The organism is Arthrobacter yangruifuii (genome assembly GCF_009192775.1).
Classification (GTDB): Bacteria; Actinomycetota; Actinomycetes; order Actinomycetales; family Micrococcaceae; genus Arthrobacter_B; species Arthrobacter_B yangruifuii.
Window position 1 is genome coordinate 350,995 of the sequence record NZ_VTFX01000004.1, and the last position, 26,275, is coordinate 377,269.

30 protein-coding genes, 2 pseudogenes and 1 riboswitch are annotated in these 26,275 nt (G+C 64.8%); of the genes and pseudogenes, 16 read left to right on the forward strand and 16 right to left on the reverse strand.

The genetic code is table 11. The features are described from left to right. Positions 1-288 precede the first annotated feature (288 nt). Positions 289-591: an antibiotic biosynthesis monooxygenase family protein gene (locus tag GD627_RS09550; RefSeq protein ID WP_152272299.1), complete on the forward strand. Its 303-nt coding sequence runs from the start codon at positions 289-291 to the stop codon at positions 589-591. On the opposite strand, the gene GD627_RS16655 is transcribed toward GD627_RS09550, so the two are convergent. Beyond that, positions 561-1,130 carry a hemerythrin domain-containing protein gene (locus GD627_RS16655; RefSeq protein ID WP_246165414.1) on the reverse strand — a complete coding sequence of 190 codons (570 nt, stop codon included), beginning with the start codon at positions 1,128-1,130 and terminating at the stop codon, positions 561-563. The two genes, GD627_RS09550 and GD627_RS16655, sit on opposite strands and share 31 nt — an antisense overlap. Here GD627_RS16655 and GD627_RS09560 point away from each other — a divergent pair. Continuing rightward, positions 1,067-2,014, forward strand: a complete 948-nt coding sequence (locus GD627_RS09560; RefSeq protein ID WP_343032388.1) for an RNA polymerase sigma factor — start codon at positions 1,067-1,069, stop codon at positions 2,012-2,014. The genes GD627_RS16655 and GD627_RS09560 overlap by 64 nt on opposite strands. A 34-nt stretch (positions 2,015-2,048) precedes the next feature. Here GD627_RS09560 and GD627_RS09565 read toward each other — a convergent pair whose 3' ends face one another. Genes GD627_RS09565 through GD627_RS09585 form a run of 5 tightly spaced genes read right to left on the reverse strand, consistent with a single transcriptional unit; the run spans position 2,049 to position 7,510 of the window. Next, entirely contained in the window at positions 2,049-2,816 is a 768-nt protein-coding gene (locus GD627_RS09565) for an SDR family NAD(P)-dependent oxidoreductase (protein ID WP_152272302.1), read from the reverse strand. 53 nt (positions 2,817-2,869) lie between these two features. Then, entirely contained in the window at positions 2,870-3,877 is a 1,008-nt protein-coding gene (locus GD627_RS09570; RefSeq protein ID WP_152272303.1) for a sugar ABC transporter substrate-binding protein, read from the reverse strand. Positions 3,878-3,921: 44 nt separating this feature from the next. After that, positions 3,922-4,962: an ABC transporter permease gene (locus GD627_RS09575; RefSeq protein WP_246165415.1), complete on the reverse strand. Its 1,041-nt coding sequence runs from the start codon at positions 4,960-4,962 to the stop codon at positions 3,922-3,924. Next, entirely contained in the window at positions 4,959-6,458 is a 1,500-nt protein-coding gene (locus GD627_RS09580; protein WP_152272304.1) for a sugar ABC transporter ATP-binding protein, read from the reverse strand. The genes GD627_RS09575 and GD627_RS09580 overlap by 4 nt, the downstream gene beginning before the upstream one ends. After that, positions 6,455-7,510 carry an NAD(P)-dependent alcohol dehydrogenase gene (locus GD627_RS09585; RefSeq protein ID WP_152272305.1) on the reverse strand — a complete coding sequence of 352 codons (1,056 nt, stop codon included), beginning with the start codon at positions 7,508-7,510 and terminating at the stop codon, positions 6,455-6,457. The genes GD627_RS09580 and GD627_RS09585 overlap by 4 nt, the downstream gene beginning before the upstream one ends. A 165-nt stretch (positions 7,511-7,675) precedes the next feature. Between GD627_RS09585 and GD627_RS09590 the strand changes: the two genes are divergently transcribed. The 7 genes from GD627_RS09590 (at position 7,676) to GD627_RS09615 (ending at position 12,775) form a co-directional block, all read left to right on the forward strand. After that, the gene (locus GD627_RS09590) at positions 7,676-8,764 is read left to right on the forward strand and encodes a LacI family DNA-binding transcriptional regulator (protein ID WP_152272306.1); all 1,089 of its coding nucleotides are present in this window, start codon (positions 7,676-7,678) and stop codon (positions 8,762-8,764) included. A gap of 253 nt (positions 8,765-9,017) precedes the next feature. Continuing rightward, positions 9,018-9,590 carry a hypothetical protein gene (locus GD627_RS09595; protein WP_210250483.1) on the forward strand — a complete coding sequence of 191 codons (573 nt, stop codon included), beginning with the start codon at positions 9,018-9,020 and terminating at the stop codon, positions 9,588-9,590. A gap of 309 nt (positions 9,591-9,899) precedes the next feature. After that, complete coding sequence (locus tag GD627_RS16475; RefSeq protein WP_153297125.1) at positions 9,900-10,049, forward strand: hypothetical protein; 150 nt, start codon at positions 9,900-9,902, stop codon at positions 10,047-10,049. A 9-nt stretch (positions 10,050-10,058) separates the two neighbouring features. Next, positions 10,059-11,444: an MFS transporter gene (locus GD627_RS09600; protein WP_246165416.1), complete on the forward strand. Its 1,386-nt coding sequence runs from the start codon at positions 10,059-10,061 to the stop codon at positions 11,442-11,444. A gap of 189 nt (positions 11,445-11,633) precedes the next feature. Continuing rightward, complete coding sequence (locus GD627_RS09605) at positions 11,634-12,023, forward strand: hypothetical protein (RefSeq protein ID WP_152272308.1); 390 nt, start codon at positions 11,634-11,636, stop codon at positions 12,021-12,023. A gap of 82 nt (positions 12,024-12,105) precedes the next feature. Continuing rightward, positions 12,106-12,573: a hypothetical protein gene (locus GD627_RS09610; protein WP_152272309.1), complete on the forward strand. Its 468-nt coding sequence runs from the start codon at positions 12,106-12,108 to the stop codon at positions 12,571-12,573. A gap of 1 nt (position 12,574) precedes the next feature. Beyond that, entirely contained in the window at positions 12,575-12,775 is a 201-nt protein-coding gene (locus GD627_RS09615) for a helix-turn-helix transcriptional regulator (RefSeq protein WP_146362230.1), read from the forward strand. A gap of 32 nt (positions 12,776-12,807) precedes the next feature. Here the strand turns inward: GD627_RS09615 and GD627_RS09620 are convergent, their stop codons facing one another. Further along, positions 12,808-14,118, reverse strand: a complete 1,311-nt coding sequence (locus tag GD627_RS09620; protein WP_152272310.1) for an MFS transporter — start codon at positions 14,116-14,118, stop codon at positions 12,808-12,810. Positions 14,119-14,275: 157 nt separating this feature from the next. On the opposite strand from GD627_RS09620, the pseudogene GD627_RS09625 reads away from it, so the two are divergent. From GD627_RS09625 to GD627_RS09655, 7 genes and pseudogenes are all read left to right on the forward strand, one after another. Beyond that, a pseudogene (locus GD627_RS09625) lies at positions 14,276-14,488 on the forward strand (RidA family protein); the annotation flags it as partial. 50 nt (positions 14,489-14,538) lie between these two features. Then, the gene (locus GD627_RS09630; RefSeq protein WP_152272311.1) at positions 14,539-14,979 is read left to right on the forward strand and encodes a hypothetical protein; all 441 of its coding nucleotides are present in this window, start codon (positions 14,539-14,541) and stop codon (positions 14,977-14,979) included. Between the two features lies 1 nt (position 14,980). After that, positions 14,981-15,334, forward strand: coding sequence for a PadR family transcriptional regulator (locus GD627_RS09635; RefSeq protein WP_152272312.1), 354 nt, complete (start codon positions 14,981-14,983; stop codon positions 15,332-15,334). A 115-nt stretch (positions 15,335-15,449) separates the two neighbouring features. Next, positions 15,450-15,926 (forward strand): hypothetical protein, encoded by a 477-nt coding sequence (locus GD627_RS09640; RefSeq protein ID WP_152272313.1) that lies wholly within the window; start codon positions 15,450-15,452, stop codon positions 15,924-15,926. Then, positions 15,892-16,245, forward strand: a complete 354-nt coding sequence (locus GD627_RS09645) for a transcriptional regulator (RefSeq protein ID WP_246165417.1) — start codon at positions 15,892-15,894, stop codon at positions 16,243-16,245. The genes GD627_RS09640 and GD627_RS09645 overlap by 35 nt, the downstream gene beginning before the upstream one ends. Positions 16,246-16,412: 167 nt before the next feature. Then, positions 16,413-16,880 (forward strand): SRPBCC domain-containing protein, encoded by a 468-nt coding sequence (locus tag GD627_RS09650; RefSeq protein WP_152272314.1) that lies wholly within the window; start codon positions 16,413-16,415, stop codon positions 16,878-16,880. Positions 16,881-17,034: 154 nt separating this feature from the next. Then, positions 17,035-18,900: an HNH endonuclease signature motif containing protein gene (locus tag GD627_RS09655; RefSeq protein ID WP_152272315.1), complete on the forward strand. Its 1,866-nt coding sequence runs from the start codon at positions 17,035-17,037 to the stop codon at positions 18,898-18,900. A 122-nt stretch (positions 18,901-19,022) separates the two neighbouring features. Here GD627_RS09655 and GD627_RS09660 read toward each other — a convergent pair whose 3' ends face one another. The 9 genes and pseudogenes from GD627_RS09660 to rpe all read right to left on the reverse strand — a co-directional run bounded on the left by GD627_RS09660 (position 19,023) and on the right by rpe (position 26,275). After that, on the reverse strand, positions 19,023-20,108 hold the full coding sequence (locus GD627_RS09660) for a DNA alkylation repair protein (protein ID WP_246165418.1): 1,086 nt from the start codon (positions 20,106-20,108) through the stop codon (positions 19,023-19,025). A 136-nt stretch (positions 20,109-20,244) separates the two neighbouring features. Beyond that, a complete protein-coding gene (locus GD627_RS09665) occupies positions 20,245-20,811 on the reverse strand; it encodes a GNAT family N-acetyltransferase (RefSeq protein WP_152272317.1) in 567 nt (188 codons plus the stop codon). A gap of 2 nt (positions 20,812-20,813) precedes the next feature. Continuing rightward, complete coding sequence (gene ribH, locus GD627_RS09670; RefSeq protein WP_152272318.1) at positions 20,814-21,296, reverse strand: 6,7-dimethyl-8-ribityllumazine synthase; 483 nt, start codon at positions 21,294-21,296, stop codon at positions 20,814-20,816. Between the two features lie 125 nt (positions 21,297-21,421). Beyond that, entirely contained in the window at positions 21,422-22,081 is a 660-nt protein-coding gene (locus GD627_RS09675; RefSeq protein ID WP_146362238.1) for a GTP cyclohydrolase II, read from the reverse strand. After that, positions 22,078-22,713 carry a 3,4-dihydroxy-2-butanone-4-phosphate synthase gene (gene ribB, locus GD627_RS09680; protein ID WP_152272319.1) on the reverse strand — a complete coding sequence of 212 codons (636 nt, stop codon included), beginning with the start codon at positions 22,711-22,713 and terminating at the stop codon, positions 22,078-22,080. Before ribB ends, GD627_RS09675 begins: the two co-directional genes overlap by 4 nt. A gap of 137 nt (positions 22,714-22,850) precedes the next feature. Then, positions 22,851-23,489 (reverse strand): annotated as a pseudogene (locus GD627_RS09685) (riboflavin synthase); the annotation flags it as partial. After that, positions 23,490-24,566 carry a bifunctional diaminohydroxyphosphoribosylaminopyrimidine deaminase/5-amino-6-(5-phosphoribosylamino)uracil reductase RibD gene (gene ribD, locus GD627_RS09690; RefSeq protein ID WP_152272321.1) on the reverse strand — a complete coding sequence of 359 codons (1,077 nt, stop codon included), beginning with the start codon at positions 24,564-24,566 and terminating at the stop codon, positions 23,490-23,492. Between the two features lie 2 nt (positions 24,567-24,568). Further along, the gene (gene pnuC / locus GD627_RS09695) at positions 24,569-25,252 is read right to left on the reverse strand and encodes a nicotinamide riboside transporter PnuC (protein ID WP_146362242.1); all 684 of its coding nucleotides are present in this window, start codon (positions 25,250-25,252) and stop codon (positions 24,569-24,571) included. 199 nt (positions 25,253-25,451) lie between these two features. Next, a riboswitch (FMN riboswitch) is annotated at positions 25,452-25,597 on the reverse strand. A 15-nt stretch (positions 25,598-25,612) separates the two neighbouring features. Then, the gene (gene rpe / locus GD627_RS09700; protein ID WP_146362243.1) at positions 25,613-26,275 is read right to left on the reverse strand and encodes a ribulose-phosphate 3-epimerase; all 663 of its coding nucleotides are present in this window, start codon (positions 26,273-26,275) and stop codon (positions 25,613-25,615) included.

The following is a 26,275-nucleotide window of genomic DNA, read 5'->3' on the forward strand; positions in this document are numbered from 1 at the left end:
ACCCACCAGGCGACTGGGTTCCGCCGGCCAGATCGAGGATGGACGCGCTGCCCCAGCAGCCAAGCGTCAGATCTGTAAGCGGCGGATGGATCGAATGACTGAGGACGCCGGTATGGAACGGACTTTTCCATGCCCACTCGAGAACCGGCCTGTAGCAAAACCTCCCCCGCAGTCGGCGCACGCCCCGGCCTTTTACCGAGAACACCTGTATGCAAACTTCCCGACAGCATGTCGGTATAATAATCCGGGCGGGTAGCTCTGCCCGCCCAGACCGTTGAGAGGACGCAAATGTACGTAGTGGTCAACACCTTGGAAGTCGGGCCCGAAACCGCCGAGGCCTTTGAAAAGGCCTTCATTGACAGCATGGTGAATCTGGAAGGCGTCCAGGGACTGGGCCGCAGCACGCTGATGCGTCCCGAGGGAAAGAGCAAAACTTATCTTTCCACCATGGAATTCGACTCCAAGGAAAGCTTCTTCGCCTGGCTGAAGTCCGATTCCTTCAAAGCTTCGCACTCCGACGACCAGGCGCCGGGTATGCAGGCACCGAACGCCGTCGCTTCCTACACCGTCATCAAGGACACCGCTGCGTGACTGCCCGGGGTGCTGACGAACCGGCTAAAGCGTCTCCGGGATTTTGCGCCCGGGAAAGAGCGTCGAATATTGTCGCCGAACATTCGGCGCCCCACGAGGCGGTAGGCAAGTCGGACCGGCGCAGGGATTTCCTTGAAGAAAGCCTTTCGGTCTTCCAGGGGGTTCGTGGCCATCATCATCCCGAGGTAGCCCATCAAAAACTTCTTGTCGAACTGTTCGATCCCGTGCTGACCGACCGCGACCATTTCCTTTTCGCTCAACACCCTGTCCACCACGGGCATCACTTCAGTGACTTCGCGGAGCAGGTTCACTTTAAGCAGTGTGGAGAGGTCCTCGTAGCGTTCAGCGAGTTCCTCGCCGGCCGCCGCGTCTGCCGTCTCCATCCAGTGTCGCCGGACCGGTTCGATGCGTTCAAGCCGCTGCCCCACCTGCCGATGCTGTTCCAGCATCTGCGCTACATGCAGGGCGCACCCCGGTGCTCGGCCAGCCAGCTGGGCATACGCGAGCAGGTCCTCACCCTCGTGGCGGATGTGCAGCACGCGACGACACGCTGCAGCTGTATTTCCTCTGTGCGCATCCGTCGCTGTCCCCGTCCTCGGCGGTGGCATTGACCCTGCGCGCAGTCTGCGGGCTTACAACCCTGCAGATCGCCTCCGCGTATCTGGTGCGCGAGGCCACCATGGCGCAGCGGATCAGCCGGGCTAAACGGACCGTTGCCGGCGTCCGCTTCGACGCCCCCGGCGACATTGCCACGGTGCTGCGGGTGCTGTACCTGGTGTTCAACGAGGGCTACTCGGGCAACGTCGACCTCGCCGCCGAAGCCATCCACCTCACGCGCCATCTGGCCGCCGCCGTCGACCATCCGGAGGTGCGGGGCCTGCTGGCACTCATGTCGCTGCACCACGCCCGGCGGGCCGCACGGACCGACGACGGCGGACGGCTTGTTCCGCTGGCCCAGCAGGACCGCATTCGCTGGGATACCCGGGGAATCATTGAGGGAATGGCCATCCTGCAACCGGCCTTGGTCCGCGACCGGCTGGGCGAGTATCAGGCCCAGGCTGCCATTACGGCCCTGCACGCGGACGCGCAGACGGCGGAGGACACCGATTGGCCGCAGATTGTTCAGTGGTACGACGAGCTGGTCCGGCACACGGACAGCCCGGTCGCCCTGTTGAACCGGGCCGTCGCCGTCGGCGAGGCGGACGGGCCGCGTGCAGGCTTGGCCGCACTGGAGGAACTGGATCCGTCGCTCCCCCGATACACCGCGGCTCGGGAATACCTGCAGGAGAAGAGCGGCGACGTCGAACAAGCCGCGCGGCTCTACGCGGAGGCGGCCCGGCTGGCACCGAACCTAGCCGAGCATGACCACACGATCCTGCAGCCCGCGCGGCTCAATGCTGCCGGCCACGAGGGACATTCGTAGCGGTGCGGCTCATTTAGCGAAGGCGACGCAAGTGCTAAAACACGGTGTACCCGCCATCGACGACCAGCACGGAACCCGTAATGAAACTCGCCGCATCAGAGGCTAGGAAAACTACTGATGGGCTGACCTCGTCGGGGTCTGCATAACGCTGCTGCGGTGCGTCTTCGATCCAATAGCGCCGGAACCGGGGCTCATCCACCGGTGACATATCCGTTTTCACGTAACCAGGCGCTACGGCATTCACTCGGACACCGAGGGGAGCCCATTCGGCCGCCAGCGATTTCGTCAGCTGATGCACGGCGGCCTTGGATGCGTTGTATGCCGGCTGCATTTGCGGGCGGTTTACGATCATTCCCGAGATTGATCCAATATTCACGATGCTCCCGGATCGGCGCTCGGTCATATGAGCGCCGACTTGCTGGGACATGTGCCAGAGTGCCGTGAGGTTCGTATCGATCACATGAGACCACTCGTCCTCCGTGACCTTCAGCGCCTCGTGGTGAATACAGGCACCCGCATTGTTGACGAGGACGTCAATGCGTCCCACCTTGCTGAGCGCCTCGGCAACAATGCGCTCGATGCTTGACCTCTCCGTCAGCTCCCCTAGGACAACGTGGGAAGTGCTGCCGCGCGCCTCGATCTCGCTCTGCAGTTTGGCTGCGGCTTCTGCATCGCGTCCGTGCACGACGACGTCGGCGCCAGCTTCGGCGAGGGCAAGGGCAAACGATCGGCCGAGGCCGCGGGTCGCACCGGTCACCAGAGCAACACGGCCGTCCAGGCGGAACTTATTAAGTACGGTCACAGGTCTCTCCCATCTCTTCGGTCCATTTGGAGTTTCCGGCGTAACCACGGATGCTAGTTGCCGATAAGCCCGGCTTCCTTGTACAAGTCGATGTACTCCTGTGTGTTGTCCTTCGTGATGAGCGGATTGCCTACGTTCACCGAGACATTGTCTTCAGCCCCGGACAAAAGGTCGTGCACTGCTTTGAGGTTCAGCTGGGCCAGCTCCGCGGCGTCCTGCAGTGAAGTAGCGGTCATCGTGCCCTCCTGGATGAGGAGGGTGGCTTCGGGTGTGCCGTCGACGCCGTATGCCAGCATCCCGTCGAAACCGGACTTGCCCTTCACCGCTTCGAGCGCCCCCGAAGCCATGTTGTCGTTCATTGAAATGACCGCGTCGATCTTCGGGTTGGCCAGCGACCAGTCCTCCATAAGGGTGAGCGCCTCATCCTTATTCCAATTGGCAGTGTCCTCAGCAACGATCGTGACATCCGGGCGCTGATCAAAGAACTCCTTTTCCCATGCCTCACGGCGGGCAGTGCCGTGGAAGTTCGCGGCTGGCCCGTTGAGGACCACAACATTGGCGTTCTCAGGGACTTGTTCCAAGGCAGCCTGAGCAACTATTGCGCCCTGGTCGTACGGATTGGCGTCCACGGAGCTCGCGCCGTCGATTCCCTCCACACGAGGATTGGTAGTGACCGTGACGATGCCGGCGTCGACGGCCTGCTGGATGTACGGAAGTTGGGCATCGGCGTTATTGGGCTGAATGATGATGGCGTCAAATTTGTTGGCGATCGCGTTCTCGATCAGTCGGTTCTCGATTTCATCGTCGGCCTGCCCATCGAAAACCTCCAAGGTGATGTCTTCATAGTTCGCAGCCTCGGCCTTCATTTCGTTCGCGAGCCACGCGGCGAAGGAATCCGCCTGTGCCCGGGCGATGTACGCAACCCGGTATTCATCTTTCTGTTCGCGTTCTCCGCCACCGTCGGAGGTGGGGTTGCCCGTGGTTACTGAACAACCAGCAACGTTGAGTGCCAAAAAGGCTGCCGCGCTGACCGCGGCGATCCTGCGGGTGAGGTTCTTCATTGAAGTCTCCTAGTGGACGTTGAAGGCAGAACGATTGGGATAGGTCATTGCTTGGGATTGGCGTTTTCCAGGGCACCGGGTGACTCTCCGGCGGATGGTGGGGGCTGAACCGGCGGGGCCGACTTGAGGATGGTGGTCTTGGTCCTGCCCCGCTTGCTGAACACGTCGTAGGCCACGGCGACAACGATGATCAGCCCCATCACGATCTGCTGCACATAAGAGCCGATACCGATGAGATTCATAATGTTTCCGAGTACACCGACGATAAGTGCGCCGGCGAGCGTGCCGAAGACCGTCCCGACCCCGCCGGAAAAGCTGGTTCCACCGATAATCGGTGCGGTGATGGCCTGCAGTTCATAGCCGATGCCCGCATTGGGGAGGCCCGCGTTGACGCGTGACATGAAGATAACTCCGGCGATCCCGACCAACGCGCCGTTGATCAAGAACGCCTGATACTTCACACGCTCCACCGCAATGCCGGCCGCACGTGCCGCTTCCTCGTTGCCGCCCACGGCGTATACGGACCGGCCGTAACGGGTCTGGTTCATCAAGTACCAGATGACGGCAGTGATGATGAGCAATATCAGGACCGGTATCGGCAGCAATCCGAGGTTGCCCTGGCCGATCAAGATGAAATCCCCCAGCTGCAGGACGTTCTGCCCCTGCGTGAGTTCGAGGACCGCGCCTCGGGCCATCAGCATCATTCCAAGAGTGACGATGAAGGCCGGGGTGTGCAGAGTGGCTACGAGGAACGCATTGATGAGATTGCAGATCACGCCCACCGCTATCCCGGCTAGGAAGGCGAGAAGCATGCTATTGCTCGACTTATAGATCAGGACCGAAGCGACACCTGCGAATGCCATCACGGCGCCGGCAGAAAGGTCGATCATTCCGCCGATAATCAGCGTCATGGCACCGTACGCCAGGATCGTGATCACCGCGACTTGCCGCAGTACGTTGAAGACGTTGTCACCACTGAGAAAATTGGGGCTTAGGAAACTCGCTGCCACGAGTACCACTACCAGGATGATGAAAATGGAGTAGCGGCTTGCTTCGAAAGATCTCAGCCTGGACAACATAGTCATGCCACCTCGATTTGATTCATGGCGTGTTTGAGGATGGTTTCCTGTGAGAACTGATGCGGCTCCAACTCGGCGGTCATCCGCCCTGCCGACATGACGTAGATGCGGTCGCACATACCGATCAGCTCGGGCAACTCGGAAGAGATCATCAGGATGGCGCGGCCCTGGCGGGCCAGTGCGGTCATGAGCTTGTAGATCTCGAACTTGGCGCCCACGTCGATCCCCCGCGTGGGCTCATCGAGGAGCATGACTTTGGGATCGGCAATAAGCCAGCGGGCCAGGAGAACTTTCTGCTGGTTGCCTCCGCTGAGCGATTCGATGCGGGTCTCGGTGCTCGGCGCCTTTACATTCATCTTCTGGAAGTACTCAGTGACTAATTGCTCTTCGACACTTGATCGATGAAACCCGCCGTGTATGACTTTCTTGAGACTGGCGAGCGTCGCGTTCTTTTTGATGCTGAGTTTCGGAATGATGCCCACCAGTCTGCGGTCCTCGGACAACATCGCTATTCCGTGCTCGATCGCCTTCTTCGGTGTATTGGTCCTGACCAGCACTCCGTCCACTTCGACGGTTCCTGAATCGAGAGGGTCGAGTCCGAAAACTGCTCGAACCACTTCGCTCCTGCCGGCACCGATCAGGCCCGCAAGGCCGACGATCTCGCCCGCCCGGATCTCGAGGTTGATGTCCTCGAAGGCATTCTCCCGGGACAGTCGCGAAGCTTTGAAGACCATGGCTCCCAGCTCAACACGTTCTTTTGGATAGCTTTGGTGGTCCAGGTCGCGTCCCACCATCTGGGCAATCACCCGGGCCGAGGTGGTTTCCTGTGCCGGTTGAGAACTGACGATCGCGCCGTCGCGGAGAACGCTGACATCATCTGCGAGCTGGAACACCTCGTCCATTTTGTGGGAGATGTAGATGATCGACTTGCCTTCATCCCGAAGCGCCCGGATCTTCGCGAAAAGCGACTCGACTTCCTTGTGCGCGATCGCCGAGGTGGGCTCGTCCATGATGAGAATCTCGGCACTGTGATAGACAGCGCGCAAGATCTCCAGCGTTTGAATCTCGGATACCGTCAGCGTGTTGAGACGGCGGTTGCCGGAAAAATCCAGCCCCTCCTCTGTCATCACCCTTTTCGCTTCGCCGCGGATATAGCGCCAGTTCACCCTGCCGTACTTGAGGGGAAGACGTCCCATGAAGAAGCTCTCCGCGATTGTCATCTCCGGGACATAGTTCAATTCCTGGGAGATCATCGCAATACCGTGGGCCCGTGCATCGATCGGGCTCTTGATGTGCACCTCCTCGCCGCGAACGTGGATCGTTCCGCTGTCGGGCTGGTAGATGCCGTTGATGATCTTCATGAGCGTGGACTTGCCCGCGCCGTTCTCACCGCAGACTGCGTGCACGGAACCGGGACGCACATCAAACGAGACCTGGTTCAGCGCCTTCACCCCGGGAAAGGACTTATTCAGGTCCCGGACCGACAGCAGGGTGCTGCTCATGCTGTGCCCCGCATATGCGGATTCTCCACGGTGCGCACGCCCGGGAGGACCATCCGCTTGAGGGAATTTCCGGCGCCTTCACCTACGAGAGCGTCCTCGACCTGCTCAATTCCGTATTCGTGGGTGACAAGCGAATCGACTTCCACAAGACCGGATATAAGAAGCGACCGTGCTATCGGCCACGTATTCGTATATCTAAACGTCCCGGTGACACTCAGCTCCCGCATGGCGATTTCGGGCACGGAAAGCGGAAACTCATCAGCGCTGCCGACCAGTACTACTGTCCCGCCTGCACGCGTGGAACGGATTCCGTTGAGAATGGCCGGCGTCGCCCCCGAGGCGTCAACGAATACATGCGCACCCAGTTGCTCCGTGGAATCCACAGCTGGATCCACGACGCGGAGGCCATAACCTGCAGCAAGAGCGCGGCGGCCAGCGTTAATGTCGGCGACGACGACGTCGGTGGCGCCGAAGGCCCGCGCGACCTGGCCCGTCAGGATCCCAATTGGACCGCCTCCGGCGATGAGTACGGTATTTCCCACCTCTATCCCGCCCTTTTGTGCAGCGGCGATGCCGACGGACAACGGTTCCATAAGAGCCGCAGCATGATCGCTGATCGAGTCCGGCACGTCGTACGCGAAATCGTCTTGGATCAGGACGTATTCACAGAACGCTCCGTCAATCGGGGGCGTGGCATAAAACTCCATCTTCGGGCACAAGTTGTAGGCGCCCTCTCGGCAGAATTCACACACTCTGCAGGGACGCTGCGGCTCGATTGCCACCCGGCGGCCAACCCGGGACTCATCTACATCTGCACCGACGGCAACGATGGTGCCGCTCGCTTCGTGGCCGAGAACCAACGGGGACTCCACAACATAGGGACCGATACGGCCATGCTGGAAGTAGTGCACGTCTGACCCGCACACCCCCACGCTGTGAACCCGGATCAGCACCTCATCGGCCGCGGGAACCGGCACCGGCCGCTCCTCGACGATCAGGTCTTTCACTCCTCGAAGTACGCTCGCAGTCATCGTCGACGGGATCAGCACCATGAACTCCTTCGTTCCAGGTCTGCGCTTCAGTAGCGGGATGCGGTGAACATTAGAACGGTTTACGTAGAGCGGTCAATGTCTCCTCAAGGCCTGTACTTCGCATGGAACTTTTCTACTCAGGTAGTCGTGGCAGCGTTTAAACGTTTAGGTTGTTAGCATCGCGCAGTGACTAGGCAACCGAATCCCTCTAAGGCACCGACACTGACGAGCATCGCCCGGTCCCTGGGGCTTTCTCCTGCGACGGTCTCCAACGTCTACAACCACCCCGAGCGGGTCTCAACGTCGGTAAGCGAGCGTGTACTCGCCGCAGCGGATGCGGTCGGGTACGCGGGACCGGATCCAGTCGCCCGCCAATTTCGGCGCGGGAAATCGGAGACCATCGGCATTGTCTTCACAGACGAGATGTCCTTCGCCTTGCGCGATCCTGCCTCGGTCTCCCTCCTCGCGGGCCTTTCGACGGCCCTGCAGGACGCCCAGCTGAACCTGCTCCTGCTGCCGGCCGGGTCACCTGTTGGCAACTCACGCGTATCAAACGTGATGGGCGCGGTGGTGGACGGCTTCGTGTTCTATTCGGTACCCGAAGATGACCCGCATTTGGCTGCTGCGCTCAAGAGAAGGTTGCCGATTGTCGTCGTCGACGAGCCGGAAGTTGTGGGAGACGCCGACTGGTTGGGCCTCGACGACCATTTGGCAGCAGCTGATCTTGGCCGCTACTTGAGCCGCTTGGGCCACCGGAAAGTGGGGGTGATTACCTCCAGGTTGGGCCGCAGCCGGCATAACGGGCCAGCCGATGAAGAGATGTGGAAGAACGCTGTCTACCCAGTCCAGCGCAATCGCATCCATGGTTTAAGGGAAGGCCTCTTCGGCGCGGAAGTTGGGTCAATTGCGGTCGAGGAGCGCTTCGAAAACTCGGTTGATGCCGGGCTTACGGCTCTTCACGCACTTCTGCAACGGGACCCGGATATCACTGCGGTCTGCTGCTTCGGCGATGTCCTGGCAATAGGCGCCCTTGAGGGGGCACGCCAGCGCGGATTGAGTGTGCCCGGAGACCTGACAGTCACAGGATTCGACGACGTGCCGGAAGCAGCACGGGCGGGTCTGACCACTGTGCGTCAGCCGCTGTTCGAGAAGGGCCGCATCGCTGGTGAAATGCTGCTCAGCCATCCGTTCTCCGATCGCCCCCGTCGCAGGTATCTGCCGACGTCACTGGAGGTTCGATCGACAAGCGGCCGCCCGAACAGCAATTCCATGTGAACCGGGGCCGTTCAACTCGTCGGGTCCCCGCTGCCCGGAACGACAACACGCCTGGACTGAACGCGTGACCGCGACACCATCTTCCTTCCCTTAGCCGAGAAGTATTTAGCTGGGACTTCCTTGGCCTGATACGGTTTTTAGTCTAATTCACGCCCGTTGTGAGGACCGCATGACGCCGCACATCGCTGCGACCACGTCAGCCCCCGCGGCCCGCTGCCCCACCAACACCAAAGCACCGAGAGTAAAACCCCACATGAGCAAGCACGCTGCAACCCCCGAACGTCCCGAACCGACACCGATCCCGAACCCCGGCCGGACTCTCACCGTCTGGGAGGACGGCGTGCAGCTGGACTTCACCTTCGCCGACTGCATGAAGTACCACGGCCCGGGTTTCCCCGGCGGGGTGGCACATGCCTTCGCTGCACTGGGAAGGGCTCTGCCGGAGCTGGCCTCCCGTAACCCGGGCGGCCGGCTTCAGCGCCGGGAGATCCGCGTACGGACCCCCTTCGGCGGTCCCGGCGCCCGGGACGCCTTTGAGCTCGTGACCCGCGCAGTGACCGGGGACCGCTACGCCGTGCTGCCCGAGCTCGCCCGTCCCGAACGCGGCAGCACCCTGGCCCGCTACGTGTTCGAGCTGAGCACCCGGGAGGCCTCCGTGACGTGCGTGCTCCGGGATGACGGAATTGTTGCGGACGAGTTCATCGAGCTGACGGGCAAACCGGAAAAGAGCCCGGAGGAGCTGGCCCATCTGGAGGTCCTGAAGCTGGAAATGCGGGACCGGATCCTCCAACGGGATCCCGCGCTGGTCTATGACCTAGAGGGCTGAACCGGATTCCGCAGGCACTTGCCCGGCGCATTAATCCGTCCCGGCGCCATGCCCCGTGCCTCCAAACGCTCATCGAGGCGGCAACGGATGCCGGACGGATCATCCCCGGACCCTAGACCTGCCCCTCCAGCTCCAGCTCATCCGGCAGCATTTCCCCGGGTACCTGCCTGCTCTGGCCACCCCGCCCGGCCGCGGCTAGGCTCCTTCACCGGGACGCGTTTCCTTCACCGGGACGGGTCCCCTTCGCCGGGGCCAGCTTCCTGCTCCGAGCCCCTGAATCCGGGGGCCAGCTCTCCTGGAAGGACAACCATGCGCATCGTGCGGACGTGGAGCGGCGTCATCCACTGCGAAAACCCCGCCCGGTCTGCGGAGTACCCCAAGGCGGTGCATTACTTCGGGGACGATCACACCCCGTCGGAGTGCGACACCACGGCGTCGCCGTACCCGCCCGCCGTTTAGGTGCCTGGAGTGTCCGGCACCGCCGGCGAGCAGCCGGGCACCTCAGGGAACACCCGGCTGCTCGCCGTCGCCGTCCTGGCCACCTTTGTGGCGTTCCTCGACGGGTCCATCGTCACCGTGGCACTGCCCGCCATCAGCGCCGACCTCGGCGGCGGCCTGCCCACCCAGCAGTGGACCGTCAACGCCTATCTGCTGACCCTCGGCGCGTTTATCCTGCTGGCAGGTTCGCTCTCGGACTCCTTCGGCAGGCTGCGGATCCTGCGGATCGGGATACTCGGCTTCGGAACCGCGTCTCTGGCGTGTGCCCTGGCCTGGAGCCCAGGCCTCCTCATCGCCGCCCGCGCCGTCCAGGGCCTCACCGCGGCACTGCTGGTTCCGGGCTCACTGGCGCTCATTACGACGGCGTACCGGGACGCCGCCCGCGCGGCCGCGATCGGCCGGTGGACGGCCTGGACCGGCACAGCCGCGATCATCGGCCCGCTGCTGGGCGGGGTGCTGGTGGACGTGGGAAGCTGGCGGCTGATCTTCGCGGTGAACGTGCTGCCGGTGGCCGTCTGCCTGCTGCTGATGACGGGCCTGCAGGAGAGCGCGGGGCGCCGGACGGCCGGGTTTGACCTGCCCGGCGTCGTACTGGCCGTCACCGGACTGGCCGGTTCCGTCTATGCGCTGATCGAACAGGAAAGGCTCGGCTGGGGGCATCCCGCCATCGTTGTTCCCCTGGCCGCGGGACTGGCCGCCCTGGTGGTGTTCGTGCTGCACGAGGCACGGGCACCGTCGCCGATGATGCCGCTGTCCCTGTTTCGGGCGCGGAACTTCCGCTACGGCAACCTGGTGACCGCCGGCGCGTATGCCGGGCTCTCGCTGGGAACGTTCGCTGTGACCGTCTTCGTGCAGGAGGCTGCCGGGTTCTCCGCCACCGCTGCCGGGTTCACCGCACTGCCTCTGCCGCTGGCGATGCTGCTGCTCTCCGCCCGGATGGGCCGGCTGGCAGGAACCTTCGGTCCTCGGCTGTTCATGGCGGCCGGACCGGTGCTCTGCGCCGGAGGGTTCCTGCTGATGCTCGGAGTGCGGCCGCCGCTGGATTTCCCCACCGAACTCCTGCCCGGCCTCGTGTTGTGCGGACTGGGCCTTGCGGTGATGGTGGCGCCGCTGACCTCGGCGGTGCTGGGCGCCCTGAACGAGGACGACGCCGGGATAGGCTCTGCGGTCAACAATGCCGTATCGCGTGTGGCCGGGCTAATCGCGATTGCGCTGGCCGGAACCGTGTCCGGCGGTGCCCTGGATTTCCCCGGCTTCCGGCAGACCGTGCTGGTGAGCGCCGTGCTGTTCCTGGCCGCCGGGCTCACAGCGTGGCTGGGGATCCGGAATCCGGACACCTCCGGCCGGTCGGGGTAAGCAGGGCAGCACGCGGCGGGCGGTGCCGGCCGTCCCCGCGCGGTGCCCGCCGTCGCCGTCGTCGCCGGCCGTGCGAGCCGTCCGCGCGCCGGCCGCCGTCGTCGCCCGGCCCTCCGTCGTCGTCCGCGCGCCGGCCGTCGTCGTCGTGCCCTTCGCCGTCGTCGCCGCCTGCGTGCGAGGATGCAGTCCATGGACGCAGGTCAGGAATTCATCAGGTATCAGGCAGCCGAGCCCAACGCCCGCGGTGCCCGGATCGGCATCTTCGGACTGGCCAACGCACTGGCGGGCGAGGGCGTGCTGAGCCGGGAAGACTACGAGTGGTGGCGCAGCTCCAATACCTGGTACAACGACGCCTATCCGGATCCGAGCATTACCCATCCCTCGGTGTATGACCGGGGCATTCACCCCTACGCGCAGGCATGGTTCAAGACCTCCGCCGGCCATCTGCTGGCGAAGATCCCCGGCTATCTTGAGCTGCTCACCCGGTACGGGGTTCGCTGGGAGGAGTCCCGGTCATCGGATCCGGGGCGGGTCCTCTACATGGACGATGTGCAGGTGGTGGTGGATCCCTACCGGTGACCCCGCACCACTCTTGACAACGGCCGACATGTAAAGCTCACTAGACATGTAAAGCACGCTGTACACCCGAGGAGGAGCGGCCATGTCTGTGGGGCAAGCACGTTCGAAGTGGGGATATGCCAGGTTCGGAACCGGCCGGATACCCGCCCTGGCTGTCGCCGTTCCCTCGGGGATGATCCTGGGCGGGGCTGCAGGATTGCTGGCTGTCCTCGCGGGTGTCAGCGGACCGAGTCCTGTCCTCGGTTTCGCCGTGTTTGCCGTCTTCTTCGCGTCGCCCGCCGCGGGCCTGGTGTACGTCCTCGTGGTGGACCGCAGCACTTTGGCCGGAGCACCCGCACGCCCGGATGACTCCGTTGAAGCGGGCTGGCTCGACAAGGCTGCTGCAGGCTCCTTCACGGACCTGGTCCTCGTGCTCGGAATAACCGCGACCGTCCTGGCCCTCATCCCCCGGGATTTCCCCGTGGACCTCAAGCTCGTTCTGCCTGCCGTGATCCTCCTCGGCTTTGCCTGTTTCGGCATCCGTTACCTGGTGCTGCGGGGAAAAAACTGACGTGAACAACCGGGTTCACGAATCCCGCCAACGGCTGGGCTGGTCCCAGCAACGGCTCGCCGATGAGCTGGGCGTCTCACGGCAAACCGTCATCTCCATTGAACGCGGCCGGTTCGATCCGTCGCTTCCGCTGGCGTTCCGGATCGCGGCCGTCTTCAACAGCACCATCGAGGAGTTGTTCTTTCCCGACGACATGGTGTGAGCACGCTGCCCGCGGTCCAGCGCGGCTTCCGGTCAGGAAGGTGCGACGCCGGTCCTTACCGTCCCGCGGCGGCTCCAGGCCAGAACCGGAAGCAGCACCAGGGCCAGCACTCCCCCGGAGAAGGCGAGGGTGGCATAGCTGGTTCCGGCAACCACAAAGCCTGACAGCGATGCTCCGCCCGCTCCCGCCAGGGCCACCAGGACATCGATCTTGCCCTGTACCCGCGGGCGGACCTCGGGAGAGGTGTTGTCGACCACGAGGGCCGTGCCGGAAATCAGACCGAAATTCCAGCCGAGCCCGAGCAGTGCCAGGGCCGCGATCATCGGCCCCAGGGAATCGCCGGAGGCGAGGGCAGCGGTGGTTCCGGCGCACAGCAGGGTCACGGCGGAAGCCACTGCCATAGGGGTGCGGCCAATCCGGTCCACCAGCACACCCGTGACCAGGGAGGGCAGGTACATCGACCCGATGTGCACGCCGATCACCAGGCCGACGTCGGCCAGGTCATGGTGATGCGCCCGCATGTGGACCGGCGTCATGGTCATGATCGCCACCATCGCTATCTGGGTCAGGACCATCACCGCTGCGCCCACATACCTCCCGGTCCCCTGCGCGCCGGCCGGTTCACCGGGCTCACCTTCGCCGCTCTGCCCCGCATTTCGGGCCGCCCAGGCCGCTTTGTCCGAGTCCAGCTTCCGGGCCAGGAGAAACGGATCGGGCCGCATCAGCAGCAGGAGTACGACGGCGGCGGCCAGGTAGGCGGCTCCCGCCAGCAGGAAGGGTCCGGCTAGCGCGGGTATGCCCAGCTCCGCCGCCAGGCGGCCCATGGGCAGAACGAGGTTCGGTCCGGCAACGGCGCCGAGGGTCGTGGACACCATGGCGATGCTGATCGCCTGCCCCCTCCGGTCAGGTACGGCCAGATCCGTGCCTGCGTACCGCGCCTGCAGGTTGGTTGCCGTTCCCGCCCCATAGACAAACAGGGCGGCGAACAGCAGGACCGGGCTGTCAAGCACCGCGGCGAGGACAACGCCGAAGGCACCCACGCTGCCGGCGGTGAAGCCGGCCCCGAGCCCGATTCGGCGTCCGACCCGTTGGGTCATCCGCCCCACAAGATAGGCGGCCAGTGCAGAACCCAGTGTGAACAGCCCTGCGGGAAGTCCGGTCAGACCCGCGGAGCCGAGCATCTCCTGGGCCAGGAGCGAACCCACGGTGACGCCTGCAGCCAGGCCTGCCCCGCCAAGGACCTGGCTGACAACAACCACAGTCAACGTCCGGCGCTGCACGCCCGCCCGGGAGGACTCGTCGTCGTGCGGCGCTGCTGCAGCGTCACGGGGTGCATCTTTCATGCTCCGAGGATAACCAGCCGTTCCCGCCGGCGGAGTATCCGCGGCGGGACCGGACGGCAGGGGACGGCCCGGGGCCGGTGCGCCGCCCCGCCGGACCTCCGGATACCGCCGCAGCGTGAGAGGATCGGCCCATCAATGGTCCAGTACCGCCGAATATGCCTATGCCGCCGCCGGGGCGGAACTTGGGGACGTCGTCAGCACGCGGGTCCTGGTCGCTTCGAGCTCCCAGTCCGATCTGGTGGCCGCCTGGGAGGTGGTGCGTGATGCCTTTGGCAGCCATGACGTACCCGGCACGCTGCTGGGTGTGACCGTGCTGGGCTATGACCATCAACTGGTTGAAATCGAAGCGGTGGCAGCCCTGCCCGAATAAGTCCCGAAATCCCCTACCGTAGGTAGTGTCCCATTGGTACAGTGCCAGCCATGGACACTAATGCACTGCCTCAGGCACCCGCTAACGCCCGTTCCATTTTGCTGCCGTACACCCTGGTTCTGGTGACAGCCATGCTGCTCATACAGATCGGCATCGCGCTGAACGACGGCGCCGTCGGCCTCCTCGCCGGGATCCTCACCGCCGCGGTGGCGGCGGGAACCGCTGCCTGGATGTGGCGCAGCTACCGCAGGCTGATCCGCGTCCGGTTCGGCTTCGCCGTCGCGCACGCCATCGCCTTCGTGACCGTGACAACCTCGTTCAATCTGCACGCCGCCTTCCTGGTCTTCGCGGCCGGCAGCGGCACGGAGGCAGCGGATATCCTGCTTGGTTCGCCCTGGTTCGGAGCCACCGTGCTCATGAGTGCTGCCTGGGGCATGGGCCTTTTGGTCCACCTTGCGGGCTCGGTCCTGGGCCGCGGCTGGGAGGACTGAGATGACCCGCCCCACGGAGGACCGGGAATGGCTGGAGGCCCGGATTGAGTCCTGGGTGGAGACCTACAAGAAATCGATGCTGACGCCGGTGATCCTCCAGATCGTGGCGGACCGGCAACCGGCAACGGTGGCTGAAGTTGCCGCCGAGGTCGGCTCGGCAACCGGATGGCGGATCACCGAGCGCAGTCTGTACCGGACACTGAAGCGACTGCAGGAGGCCGGTTTCCTTCACAGTGAGGAGGTGGATGCTCCCCGGACCGGTGCGAAACGCAAGGAGCTGTCCCTGACGGCGGAGGGCATGCGGTTCCTTGTCGGCATCAACACCAACCTGCTCGGTCCGCGGTTTTCAGGCTAGTTGGCCACCGCCACCCATCTGTGTTGCCCCGCAGCCGGGCTTCGCGGCGGGTTCGGGTTTCCGGTCTTCCGCCAACCCTTGACTTAACTGCTAGGCAAGTAAAAGACTTGCCACCATGAAAAACAACTTTGGATCCGGAATGAACGGCGATGCGGATCGCGCAGGTGCACGGGAGACACTCGATGCCCTGTCCAATGACCGCCTTGCCCTTGCGGAGCGGGTGAAGACTCCTCCTTGGTACTATCCGCTGCTCGGTGTGGCAACGGTGTTCATCATCGGCTCGCCCGGCGTGGAACAGCCCTCGCGGTCCGTGCTGGTTGCATTTGGCGTCATAGCACTGGTCGCCCTTACCGTGGCATCTCAAAAGAAGACCGGCGTGACTATCAACCGGACGGCAGGGCCGCGGAGCTTGGGCATTGCGGTGACCCTGGGCGTCGCCGTTGCGTTCTTACTCGGAGTCTCTCTCACCTTGGAGTCCACCGGCCATGAAGCCTGGATTGCCTTGACTGCAGCGGTCGCGTTCCTGGCGGTGTGGCTCCTCGGCAGGCTTTACGACCGTGCCTATTACCTTGAGCTCCGTAGTGGCCGCTGACTGCGGCGTGGAGGCCGAGCCGGCCTTCAACGAGGCGATCCACGCTCCGAACCGCCTCCGGATCTGCGGGATCCTGCGGCCCGTGGATAGTGCCGAGTTCTCCGTTATCCGCGAGGCCTTGGATCTATCCGAGGCTAACCTCTCGAAGACGGTCCGCAGCCTGGCCGACGTCGGGTACGTCCGGGTGACCAAATCTGCGTCCACCAGCCGGACCGATAACCGCCGCACCACACGCCTCAGCCTCACCTCCGCCGGCCGGCAGGCCTTCGATGCGCACGTCGCGGCTCTGAAACGGATGGTCGAGGGCGCCCTCGATTGACGGAATTGACGGATGCGGCGGCTGGCCCGGCCAGCGGAGCGCTCCGACCGTGCCCGGTCCTCGCGGGCAAGGGCCGACGTCGGTACCCGGGTTCGTCGGCGCCCTGGCTCGTCGGTGCCCGGGGCTCGGGGTAAACATGGCCGGACCCATGCGGTAGGCTCCCCGGCATGCCACTGATCAGGCGATCGATTGACCCTGTGCTGGAAGGCGTTTCGCTGACGTGGTCCATGCCTGTGCTTCCCGAGCGCGTGTGGTGGGGCCTGACGGATCCTGAGGCCTTGCCACACTGGCTGGGGACACTTGCCGCTGGCGAGTTCGCAGCGGACAACACCGTGAGGATCAAGCACGCGGAGGACTACTACTCCGTGAGCACGATTCTGGACTGCGAACCGGAACGGCTCCTCTCGATGACCTGGGATTTTCCGGACGAACCGCGCTCGGCGCTTCGGATTTCCCTTAGTTCCGACGCCGGTGCGACGCAGATGACGCTGCTGCACACAGGATTGGGTGCCGAGACAGCTTCCTACCTGCCCGGCTGGCATACGCACCTGCTGTATCTGGAAGGATTGCTGACCGGTCGGCCACTGGATCCAGCCGGGTTTTGGGGCACCTACGAGCAACTCGCCACTCCCTAGGCGAACCGCTTTCGGGGTGGTTTGGGGTTCCATCGCGTGGTCGGAAGCATCCAAGTAGTCGTTTGAGAAAGACGGGTATTTTCGGTTTTTTCGGAGGGCTGTTTTGGCCTGTTTTTGGGCCGGAAATGTCAGTGCCGGGTGAAATCCTGAGGGTATGGATCAGCTCGGGAATACCGAACGGACAACCGAAGAGCAGGGCAGTGAAGACCAGCAGCCGAAAGGCTCCGCTGGCGACACGGATGCTCCGCGCACGCCCTGCACGCTGGCGGTGTATCGGGCGGTTCCGGACGTCAGTGGCGACGCTGGCGACGGTACGGACTCCGACGACGACGGCATCCAGACCGATTCCACGGAGTCCAGCTCCGGCACCGGGTCTACGGGTACCGGTTCAACGCCTTCTGCCACTCTCTTTGATGTACCCATACCGAGTCCCGAATCTCCACAGGTTCCCACCGAAGCGCCGGCAGCAGGATCCGCACCTAATTCGACCGGCGGGCTGGACGCCGGGTCCGCATCCGCCGCCGCTGACACAACGCCTGCAGCTACCGAACCCGGGTTCGTTCCGGAGGACACCACAGGCTCGGCAGGCTCTAAACCGACGGATCCGGCGGAACCCAGCTCCGTTCCAACGGACACCGCCGGGAGAGATGGCTTCCCGGACGGTTTTACCGGGGTGCTGGCGATGGCGAATCTGGAGTCCTTCGACGAACAGGCTACCGGTGAGGTGTTGGCCCGTTTGGCGCATTTGGTGCGGTGGACGCAGGCCCAGCAGGCCCGGGCGATCAACCATATGGAGGAACTGTTCCGCAAGGACGTATGCAGGCACTTCGGCAGTGAAGGTCCGGGGCTGGCGTTCAGCGTCGCCGCCTCCGAATGCGCTGCGATCCTGAACGTTCCGCAGACCACCGCCCAAGGCATGATGGTCGAAGCCGGCAGACTCTGCAGCACCCATACCGCCACCCTGACCGGACTGGAAGAAGGACGCTTCTCCTACGCGCACGCCCAGGTGGTCCTGGATCAGTGCGAGAACATACCCTCCGCGGAACTTCCCGAGTTCGAGGCCGAACTGCTCGCCACAGCCGAAGGCATAACCCGGCCACAGTTCTGCGCCAAAGCCCGCCGGCTGCGGGAGGAAAAGTATCCCGAGACCATTCCCGAACGGCACCGGACCGCGTTCGAGAAACGCAAGGTGATCCTGGAACGGGACGAGGACGGCATGTCCTGGCTGTCGGCCAATCTACGGGCCGAGCATGCCCAGCAGATCTACACCGCACTGTGTACGTCGGCTAGGGGTGAGCAGGCGGATGGGGACCTGCGGACAGCGGACCAGCTGCGGGCCGACATCCTGACCCAACTGCTCATGGGCGGGCTCGGTTCACCCCGCGCCGGCGGTTCCAACGGCGGGACCGCATCCGCCGGCAGGACCGACAAAGTCGGTGGCCCCAAATCTGAGGAGTCATCCGGGTCCATGGGTGTTCTGCCGCGCGCGGAGATCATGGTGCTGATCAACGCCGAAACGTTGTTCGGTGCCGACGAACAGCCCGCTGAACTGCACGGCTACGGGCCGATCAGCGCCGAAGCCGCCCGCAGACTCGCCCGCAACGCCGCCCACTGGACCGGACTGGCTCAAGACCCAACCACCGGGGAGATCCTCGGGGTCGGACGCCGCCGGAAAGTCCCCGCCGGACTCGCCCGCTGGCTACGGGCACGCGACGGAACCTGCAGGTTTCCCGGCTGCCGGGTCAGCACCGCGGTCACGGAGATCGACCACACCACCGACTGGGCGAAAGGCGGCGACACCGAACACGGCAACCTGGAACACCTTTGCCGCCGACACCACCGCTTCAAAACCCTGGGCTACTGGAAAGCCGCCCAACCCACACCGGGAGTGATGGAATGGACGTCCCCTACCGGGCGGGTCTACCGGACCGACCCCTTCCTGGAACTGAACCCAACCAGTTCATCCTCGATGTCAGGTCAACAGGCCACAGACCAGCGGGAGTCGGTACCGCCGTTCTAACCACAACAGGACTTCCTCGCTCCTGGCTGCCGGGGAAGATCCGTTGCACCGAGCCTTCGCTAGCCAAGGAGCAGCAAGCCGTCAGGAGAAAAGCCCCTTCCCTTTTCGCCGCCGTCGAGCGGTTAAATCTTCAGCTCAAACTCGAGCCGGCCGTGCCGGACGCCGTTGACCTGGAGTTCGAGGGCGTGGAGCCCGGTATAATGCCGACGGGTGGTCATTTGCCGGAAGGCATGCCGGCCGGAAAGACTGCGGGACTCCCCCGGCGCGAGCTCCACAGTGGCCAGCTTGAACACCTTCTCGGTGGTCGCTCCGCTGGCTTTCACGTAATGGACGGCATAATCCACCGCCAGCCGCGCCGAGACATCCCCGGTATTGGCCAGAAGGAACCCGAAGACCAGATCCGCAGGCAAGGCGAGAACCTCAGCCTCGGCTTGCAGCTCGGTAACGCTTACCGAGGCCGGAGCGAAGCCCATCAGCTCCAGTGCCCCCGGATTGCCTTTCTTGATCAGAGTGCGCAAGGCGTGACGCACCACCCATGTGCTGCCCGGGGTGCCGGTCTGCTGCCATCGCGCAGCAGCCTCCAGCACCAACTCCGGGGCATGCCGGGCCAGATCATTGGTGTGGTTGGCTACGGACCGGCGGACATAGTCCTCGGGATCGTTGTGCATGGCTTCCAGGATCGGCAGCGTAGCCTCGGGCCGGACCATCAGCTGCGGAACCCGGACGGCCCAAGGCAGGTATGGACGGGTACCCTCGCTAGCCAGCCTGCGAACATGCTGATCCGGATGGACGGTCCACGACTGGATGATCTCCAGCGCCCGGTCCGGCCGTTCCCGCAGCAGCCTGCGGATGGCAAACTCGCTGGTTAGCCGCGGCGTCAGCTCCGCCAAGAGGGCCAGCGCGTCGTCGAAGTCTGCATCCCTGCCGGACCGCAGGGCGAGCGTGACGGCAGCCTCGGTGACAGGCCAAAGCATCCATCCGCTGAACGCCGGTTCGGCCATGCCCGCACGAAACGCCGAAGCGGCTGTCGGATAGGAAACCAGCGTTTCCACCAGGGCATTGGCGACGACGTCGGTTCGTCCGCGAAGCGATAACGGCTCCAGCTTCTCCCCGGCGGCCAGCAGCTCGTCCCATTCACAGGCCGGGGCTGCGGCGGTAAGCACGTGCTGCAGCACGCGGACCTCGCCGATTCCGATCAGGTCATCCATCGCACCCAAAGATGTGTCCCCCTTTTTCTACCTTCTGAAACCCTACGCCCCGCCGTCGTGCAGCTATTGTGCGGCAAGGCCGGAGCGCAGAATCGACCCGTGGCCCAGCTCCGTCGTATCCAACAGGTCAGGACGGTTATCCGTTTGCAGGGTGCCGCGTCATCTGGAGATCTCCTCCGTTTTGATCAGGGTCGTCCACGAATCCGTATCGCCTGTATAGACGCGCACTGGCCTCGGTGGTGGACTCCAAATGCACCGGTTCGGTACACCCATCCAGCCGGTGCGAGAGCAGCAAGCTGCCTATCCCTTTGCTTCGGCCGTGGGCGGAAACAGCGATGCCTTCCAGGAGCCACCCGTTCCGGCCCGTCCGCTCTGGCTGGTTGTCCGGCCTCCTCCGGCTCTGCCGCTTCCACGCAGAAAACAACCGCGGGATCCGGCCAAGCAGCCCGTCCGGACGCTGACGCGGCGGATACCAGAGCGCCACCCCCACAAGCCGATCGCCGTCCCAGGCACCATCGGCGTTGGACTCCGGAATCAGATCCCGAAGGCAGCGGCGGTAGTAACGCGTCAGCAGAGGCCTAACCAGACGGCGGACGCGGATCACGCGCTGCCAGCTGGGATCGGCTGCAAAAACATCCACCAGGATGGCTAGCGCCGCAGCCTGCTCACCGCGAGTCAGCGGCCGGACACTAATATCCGCCATTCCTAGACTCCTGCGCCGCGAAGCTCCGCCACGGTCAGCACCGCTGCTGCCGTTGCCTCATAACCCTTGTCCTCCGAGGATCCCGGCAGGCCGGCACGGTCCAGGCCCTGCTGCTCGGTGTCGCAGGTCAGGACTCCAAAGCCAATCGGGGTGCCGGTGCGGACGCTGACCTCGGTGAGGCCGGTGGTTGCAGCGGAGCAGACGTACTCGAAGTGCGGGGTGCCGCCGCGGATCACGACGCCGAGGGCCACCACCGCGTCATAGTGCGGTGCCAGCCGGGCAGCAGCAACGGGCAGTTCGAAGCTGCCGGGAACCCGGATCAGCTTCGGTTCCAGTCCGCCTTCTTCGACGGCGCGCAGGGCCCCGGCGATGAGTCCGTCCATGATTTCGGTGTGCCAGCTGGCGGCAACGATGGCCAGCCGAACGGGTATGCCCGCCAACTTGATACCGCTGAGGTTGGTGGCAGGGGCGCCGTGTCCACTCATGATGCTGCTCCTTGGTGTTGGGGTCGGGGGTGTTTTGATGCCGGGGATGTTCCCGGGTTACGACTGCTCCCGGGAGCGTGGGGGCCCCGGGATTTCCGGGAACGGGGTCAGTCGAAAGATCTCATTCAGCTCTGCCGCACGGGCTTGGTGCGCAGCAGGGTGAGGTGATGGTCCATCCGGTCCCGCTTGGTCTGCAGGTACCGTTCATTCTCGGCACGGACGGGCACCTCGGAAGGCACCATGGCCTCCACCTCCACCCCGTAACGGCGCATCCAGTCCCGCTTCGCCGGGTTGTTGGTCAGCAGCCGGATCCGGTGCAGGCCCAGCTGGTGCAGGATCTCGGCAGCAGCCTGGTAGTCACGGGCGTCCACAGGCAGGCCAAGCTGTTCGTTGGCCTCCACAGTGTCCGCACCGGCTTCCTGCAGAGCATAGGCGCGCAGCTTATTGGCCAGCCCGATCCCCCGGCCTTCCTGGCCGCGCAGGTACACAATGGTTCCGCCGTACAGTGCTACCAGTTCCATGGCCTGCTCCAGCTGTTCTCCGCAGTCGCAGCGGAAGGATCCGAACACGTCTCCGGTGAGGCATTCCGAATGCAGCCGGACCAAAGGCGCTCCCTCGCCCAGAGTGCCGGATTGTTCGGTTGACGTGCCGGGCGCAGAAAGGGTCAGATGTTCGACGCCGGTGCGGGAGTCAGTCCAGGCGATGGCAGTGAAGTCTCCGGCCGCGGTGGGCAGATGCACTGCGGGCCCGGGCAGAACCGGCGAGGTGGCTGCGGCTTCGCTCATGCGCCGGCCCTCCGCTCCTGGACGTACTGGACCAGGTCCTCGATGGAGACCAGCGGAATCCCGTGGGTATCCGCGAACGTGCGAAGCGCAGGCAGGCGCATCATCTCGCCGTCATCATGCACGAGTTCGGCAATGACGCCCACCGGAGCGCAGCCGGCCAGCCCGGCCAGCTCCACGGCAGCTTCGGTATGGCCGCGGCGTTCGCGCACGCCGCCGTCGGCAGCGCGCAGGGGAAAGACATGTCCGGGGCGGTGCAGATCGCCCGGCCCGGCAGCAGGATCAGCCAGCACCCGGGCGGTGAGGGCACGGTCCGAGGCGCTGACCCCGGTGCTGGTGCCCTCCGCGGCGTCGCAGGAGACGGTGTAGGCGGTGCCTTTCGCGTCCTGGTTGACCGCCGTCATGGGCGGCAGCTCCAGCCGGTCCGCATAGCTGCGGGGAAGCGGCACGCAGACAACACCGGAGCTGTAGCGGATGGTCCACCCCATCAGCGCCGGGGTGGCATGCTGGGCGGCAAAGACGATGTCGCCCTCGTTCTCACGGTCTGCATCATCCACAACGACGACGGCCCGGCCGGCCGCAATCGCTTCGACGGCTTCGGAGACGGGGTTCAAAACAATGGCGGGAGCGTTCATTGAGCCTCCTTCGCAGAGCTGTTGGACGGGGTGGCGTCGGACAGGGCGCCGTCGGACGAGGTCCCCCCGGATGCAGCGCCGTCAGACAAGGATCCCCCGGATGCAGCGCCGTCGGACAAGGTCCCCCCGGATCCGGCACCGGCAGACGAACCGGGCGTACGCGGACCGGCGAACGCGAGCAGCCGTTCGGCGTACTTGGCCAGCACGTCCACCTCCAGGTTCACCTGGCTGCCCGGCACCAGTGCCCCGAGCCCGGTTTCAGCCAGCGTGGTGGGGATCAGGCCCACCTCGAACCAGTGCTGTTCCGCGTCGGCAGGACTGACGGCGGTGACCGTCAGGGAGACGCCGTCCACGGCGATGGACCCCTTTTCCGCGACATACTTCGCCAGCCCGGCAGGCACGGAGAACCGCAGCCGGTCCCAGGTGCCCAGCGACTTCCGTTCGAGCAGCTCGCCCACACCGTCCACATGGCCCTGGACCACATGTCCGTCCAGCCGTCCGCCGGCAGGAACGCAGCGCTCCAGGTTCACCTTGGCGCCGGGCGTCAACCCGCCGATGGTGGTGCGCGTCAGAGTTTCACCCATGACGTCCACGCTCACGGCACCGTCCCGAAGTTCGGTTGCGGTGAGGCACACGCCGTTGACGGCTATCGAGCCGCCCAGCCCGAGGCCGGTACTCGTGGCCGGAGCGATGATTTCCAGTACCGCGCCGTCACCGGCAGGGTTCGGAAGCAGCCTAACCACGCTGCCCTGTTCAGCAACGATTCCAGTGAACATTTATCCGTCCTTCGTTTCGTCGTCGAAAGGTGGAGGGACCGGTTCCAGCCGCAGCCTCAGGTCCGCCCCAAGATGCATCACAGCGCCTCCGCCCGCCGTGTCCCAGCGCCAGCGGGGAGCGTCGGAAAGGGTCGCCACCCCCAGTCCCGTGACGGAGCCGAGGCCCGCGCCGAGCAGCAGCGGCGCGGTGTACACCACCAGTTCATCCACCAGGCCGGCACGGAGGAAGGCACTGGCCAGGGTGGAGCCGCCTTCCACCAGCAGGTGCCGGACGCCGCGCCCGAACAGGTCCGCGGCAGCCACGGCAGGATCGTGCGTGTCCAGCTGGACGAACCGCCCGTCGCGGCCCCGGACGGCAGCATCCGCGGGAACAGGCCGGCGGCCGACGACGACGCGCAGCGGCTGCCGCTCCGCTTCGGCGCCGTCCGGGGTACGGGCGGTCAGCCGCGGGTTATCAGCCAGTGCCGTGCCGGTGCCGACCAGGATGGCGTCCACCCGGGAGCGGATCGCCTGTCCGTCCTGCCGGGCCTGGGCGCCGGTGATCCACTGGCTGGTGCCGTCCTCGGCAGCGATCCGCCCGTCCAGGCTGGAGGCGATCTTCAGTGTGACGAAGGGCCGCCGCTGGTCCGCGGCCAAAGCCCACCGGGCGTTCAGCTCCATGGCAGCTCCGGCCCCCAGCCCGGAGGCCACCTCGATCCCGGCGGCGCGCAGGGCAGCAGCTCCCCCGGCCGCGGCATCAGTAGTGTCTGCGGCGGCGAACACCACGCGGCCCAGGCCGGCGTCGATGATGGCACGGGAGCACGGTCCGGTGCGGCCGGTATGGTTACACGGTTCCAGGGTCACCACCATCGTGGCGCCGGTGACGACTGCGTGGGTGGCCCGGGCGTTGGCCAAAGCATCGGCTTCGGCATGGGGCGTTCCGGCGCCGCGGTGGTAGCCGGTGGCCAGGGTGGCGCCGTCGGCGTCGAGAATCACCGCCCCAACCAGCGGGTTGGCACCGCGCACTCCCCGGGAGGCCAGGTCCAGGGCTTGATCCATGGCCGAGACCTCGCCGGGAGTGAAGGTTTCGGTGCCCATGGTCAGCGCGTCCGGATATCCGGCATCAGGACCTCAACCTGCGGCTTTTCGTTCCTTTTGGCCTTCCACCAGACAAAGAAGCCGGCCAGGGTGAAGCCGCCGTAGAAGAGGTACATAAACGCGGTGGCGTAGTAGCCGGCACTGAACAGCAGCGGCACGCCCACAATGTCCACGGCCACCCAGATGAGCCAGAACTCCACCCAGCCCTTGGCCATGCCGTAGGTGGCCAGCAGCGATCCGACGAAGGTCCAGGCATCCGCCCATACCGGTTCGTAGGAGCCCAGCCGGGCGAAGACGGGAGTCAGGGCAACAGTGCCCAGGACCATGATGGTGACCAGCCCTATCCGTTCCCGGCCGGAGGCCCACTGCGGAGTCACGGCCGCGCCGCCGTTGGTTTTGGCCTGACGCCAGCGGCGCCAGCCGTAGACGGATACGGCAATGAACATGATCTGCCGGCCGGCCTGGCCCAGCAGCGTGGCGGTGTCCGCGTCGCCGAAGATGGAGCCGAGGAAGACGGTCAGCAGGAGCAGGTTGCCCAGGATGCCGACGGGCCAGGCCCAGACCTTGCGCCGCATGCCCCCGAGGGCGCTGAGCAGTCCGAAGATGTTGCCGAGAAGTTCGCGCACCAGCAGCGAGCTTGAGCCCACCGGTATCTGTGCATCAAAGAGCCACCGCAGAATATCCATGTCGTCCTTTTATCCCTAAGCTGCTGCTCCGGGGGGGGGTACGACAGGCGTACGGCAGTGGGTGCATCGCCGGCAGCGGACCAACCTCACGGGGAATCCGCACCGGCCCCGTTTAGCGGGGCCCGGAACGGACCCTCGCCTCGGGTCCCGAAACGGGTCCCCTTGGAAGGGTCGGCAAAGCCGGCGGAACAACAAACTGCACGTGCTTCTCCCATCCAGACTTTAACTGTCGGTATCGGAATTTCACCGATTCAACCGCACCGCTTCCCCGAGGTTCTCGGATCAGCAGTGCGGGTCGCGGACTATAACCGCCGGTTCGGAATTACACCGACCCCGGAGCACGTTTGTTGCTAACTATTCTTACACAGCCGCTTCGGCTGCGGCGCGCAGTTTGCGGATAGCGTCATTAGGATCACCGGCGCCGTACACGGCGGACCCGGCCACGAACACATTCGCGCCGGCCTCGGCGGCCCGTTCGATGGTCTCCGGAGAGATCCCGCCGTCCACCTGGATGGCCAGCGGCAGCCCGGAACCCCGGACGGCCTCGGCGGCCCGGCGGATCTTGGGCAGCGTGACATCCAGGAACTTCTGCCCGCCGAAACCGGGTTCCACCGTCATGATCAGCAGCATGTCCAGTTCGGGCAGCATGTCCAGGTACGGCTCCACCGGGGTGGCCGGGCGCAGGGCCATGCCGGCCTTGGCACCGCGCTCCCGCAGGTCGCGGGCGAGCTTGATCGGCGCCGTCGACGCTTCCACATGGAACGTGACCGAGGCGAGGCCCGCCTCGGCGTACAGCGGAGCCCAGCGGTCGACGTCGGCGATCATCAGATGCGCGTCCAGCGGCAGCGCGGACACCTGCTGGATCCGTTCCACCACGGGCAGCCCGATGGTCAGGTTCGGCACGAAGTGGTTGTCCATGACATCCACGTGCACGGCGTCCGCGGCGCTGATCCGCTGCAGCTCGGCTTCGAGGTTCACGAAGTCGGCCGAGAGGATGCTCGGGTTGATGCAGCACTTGCTCAC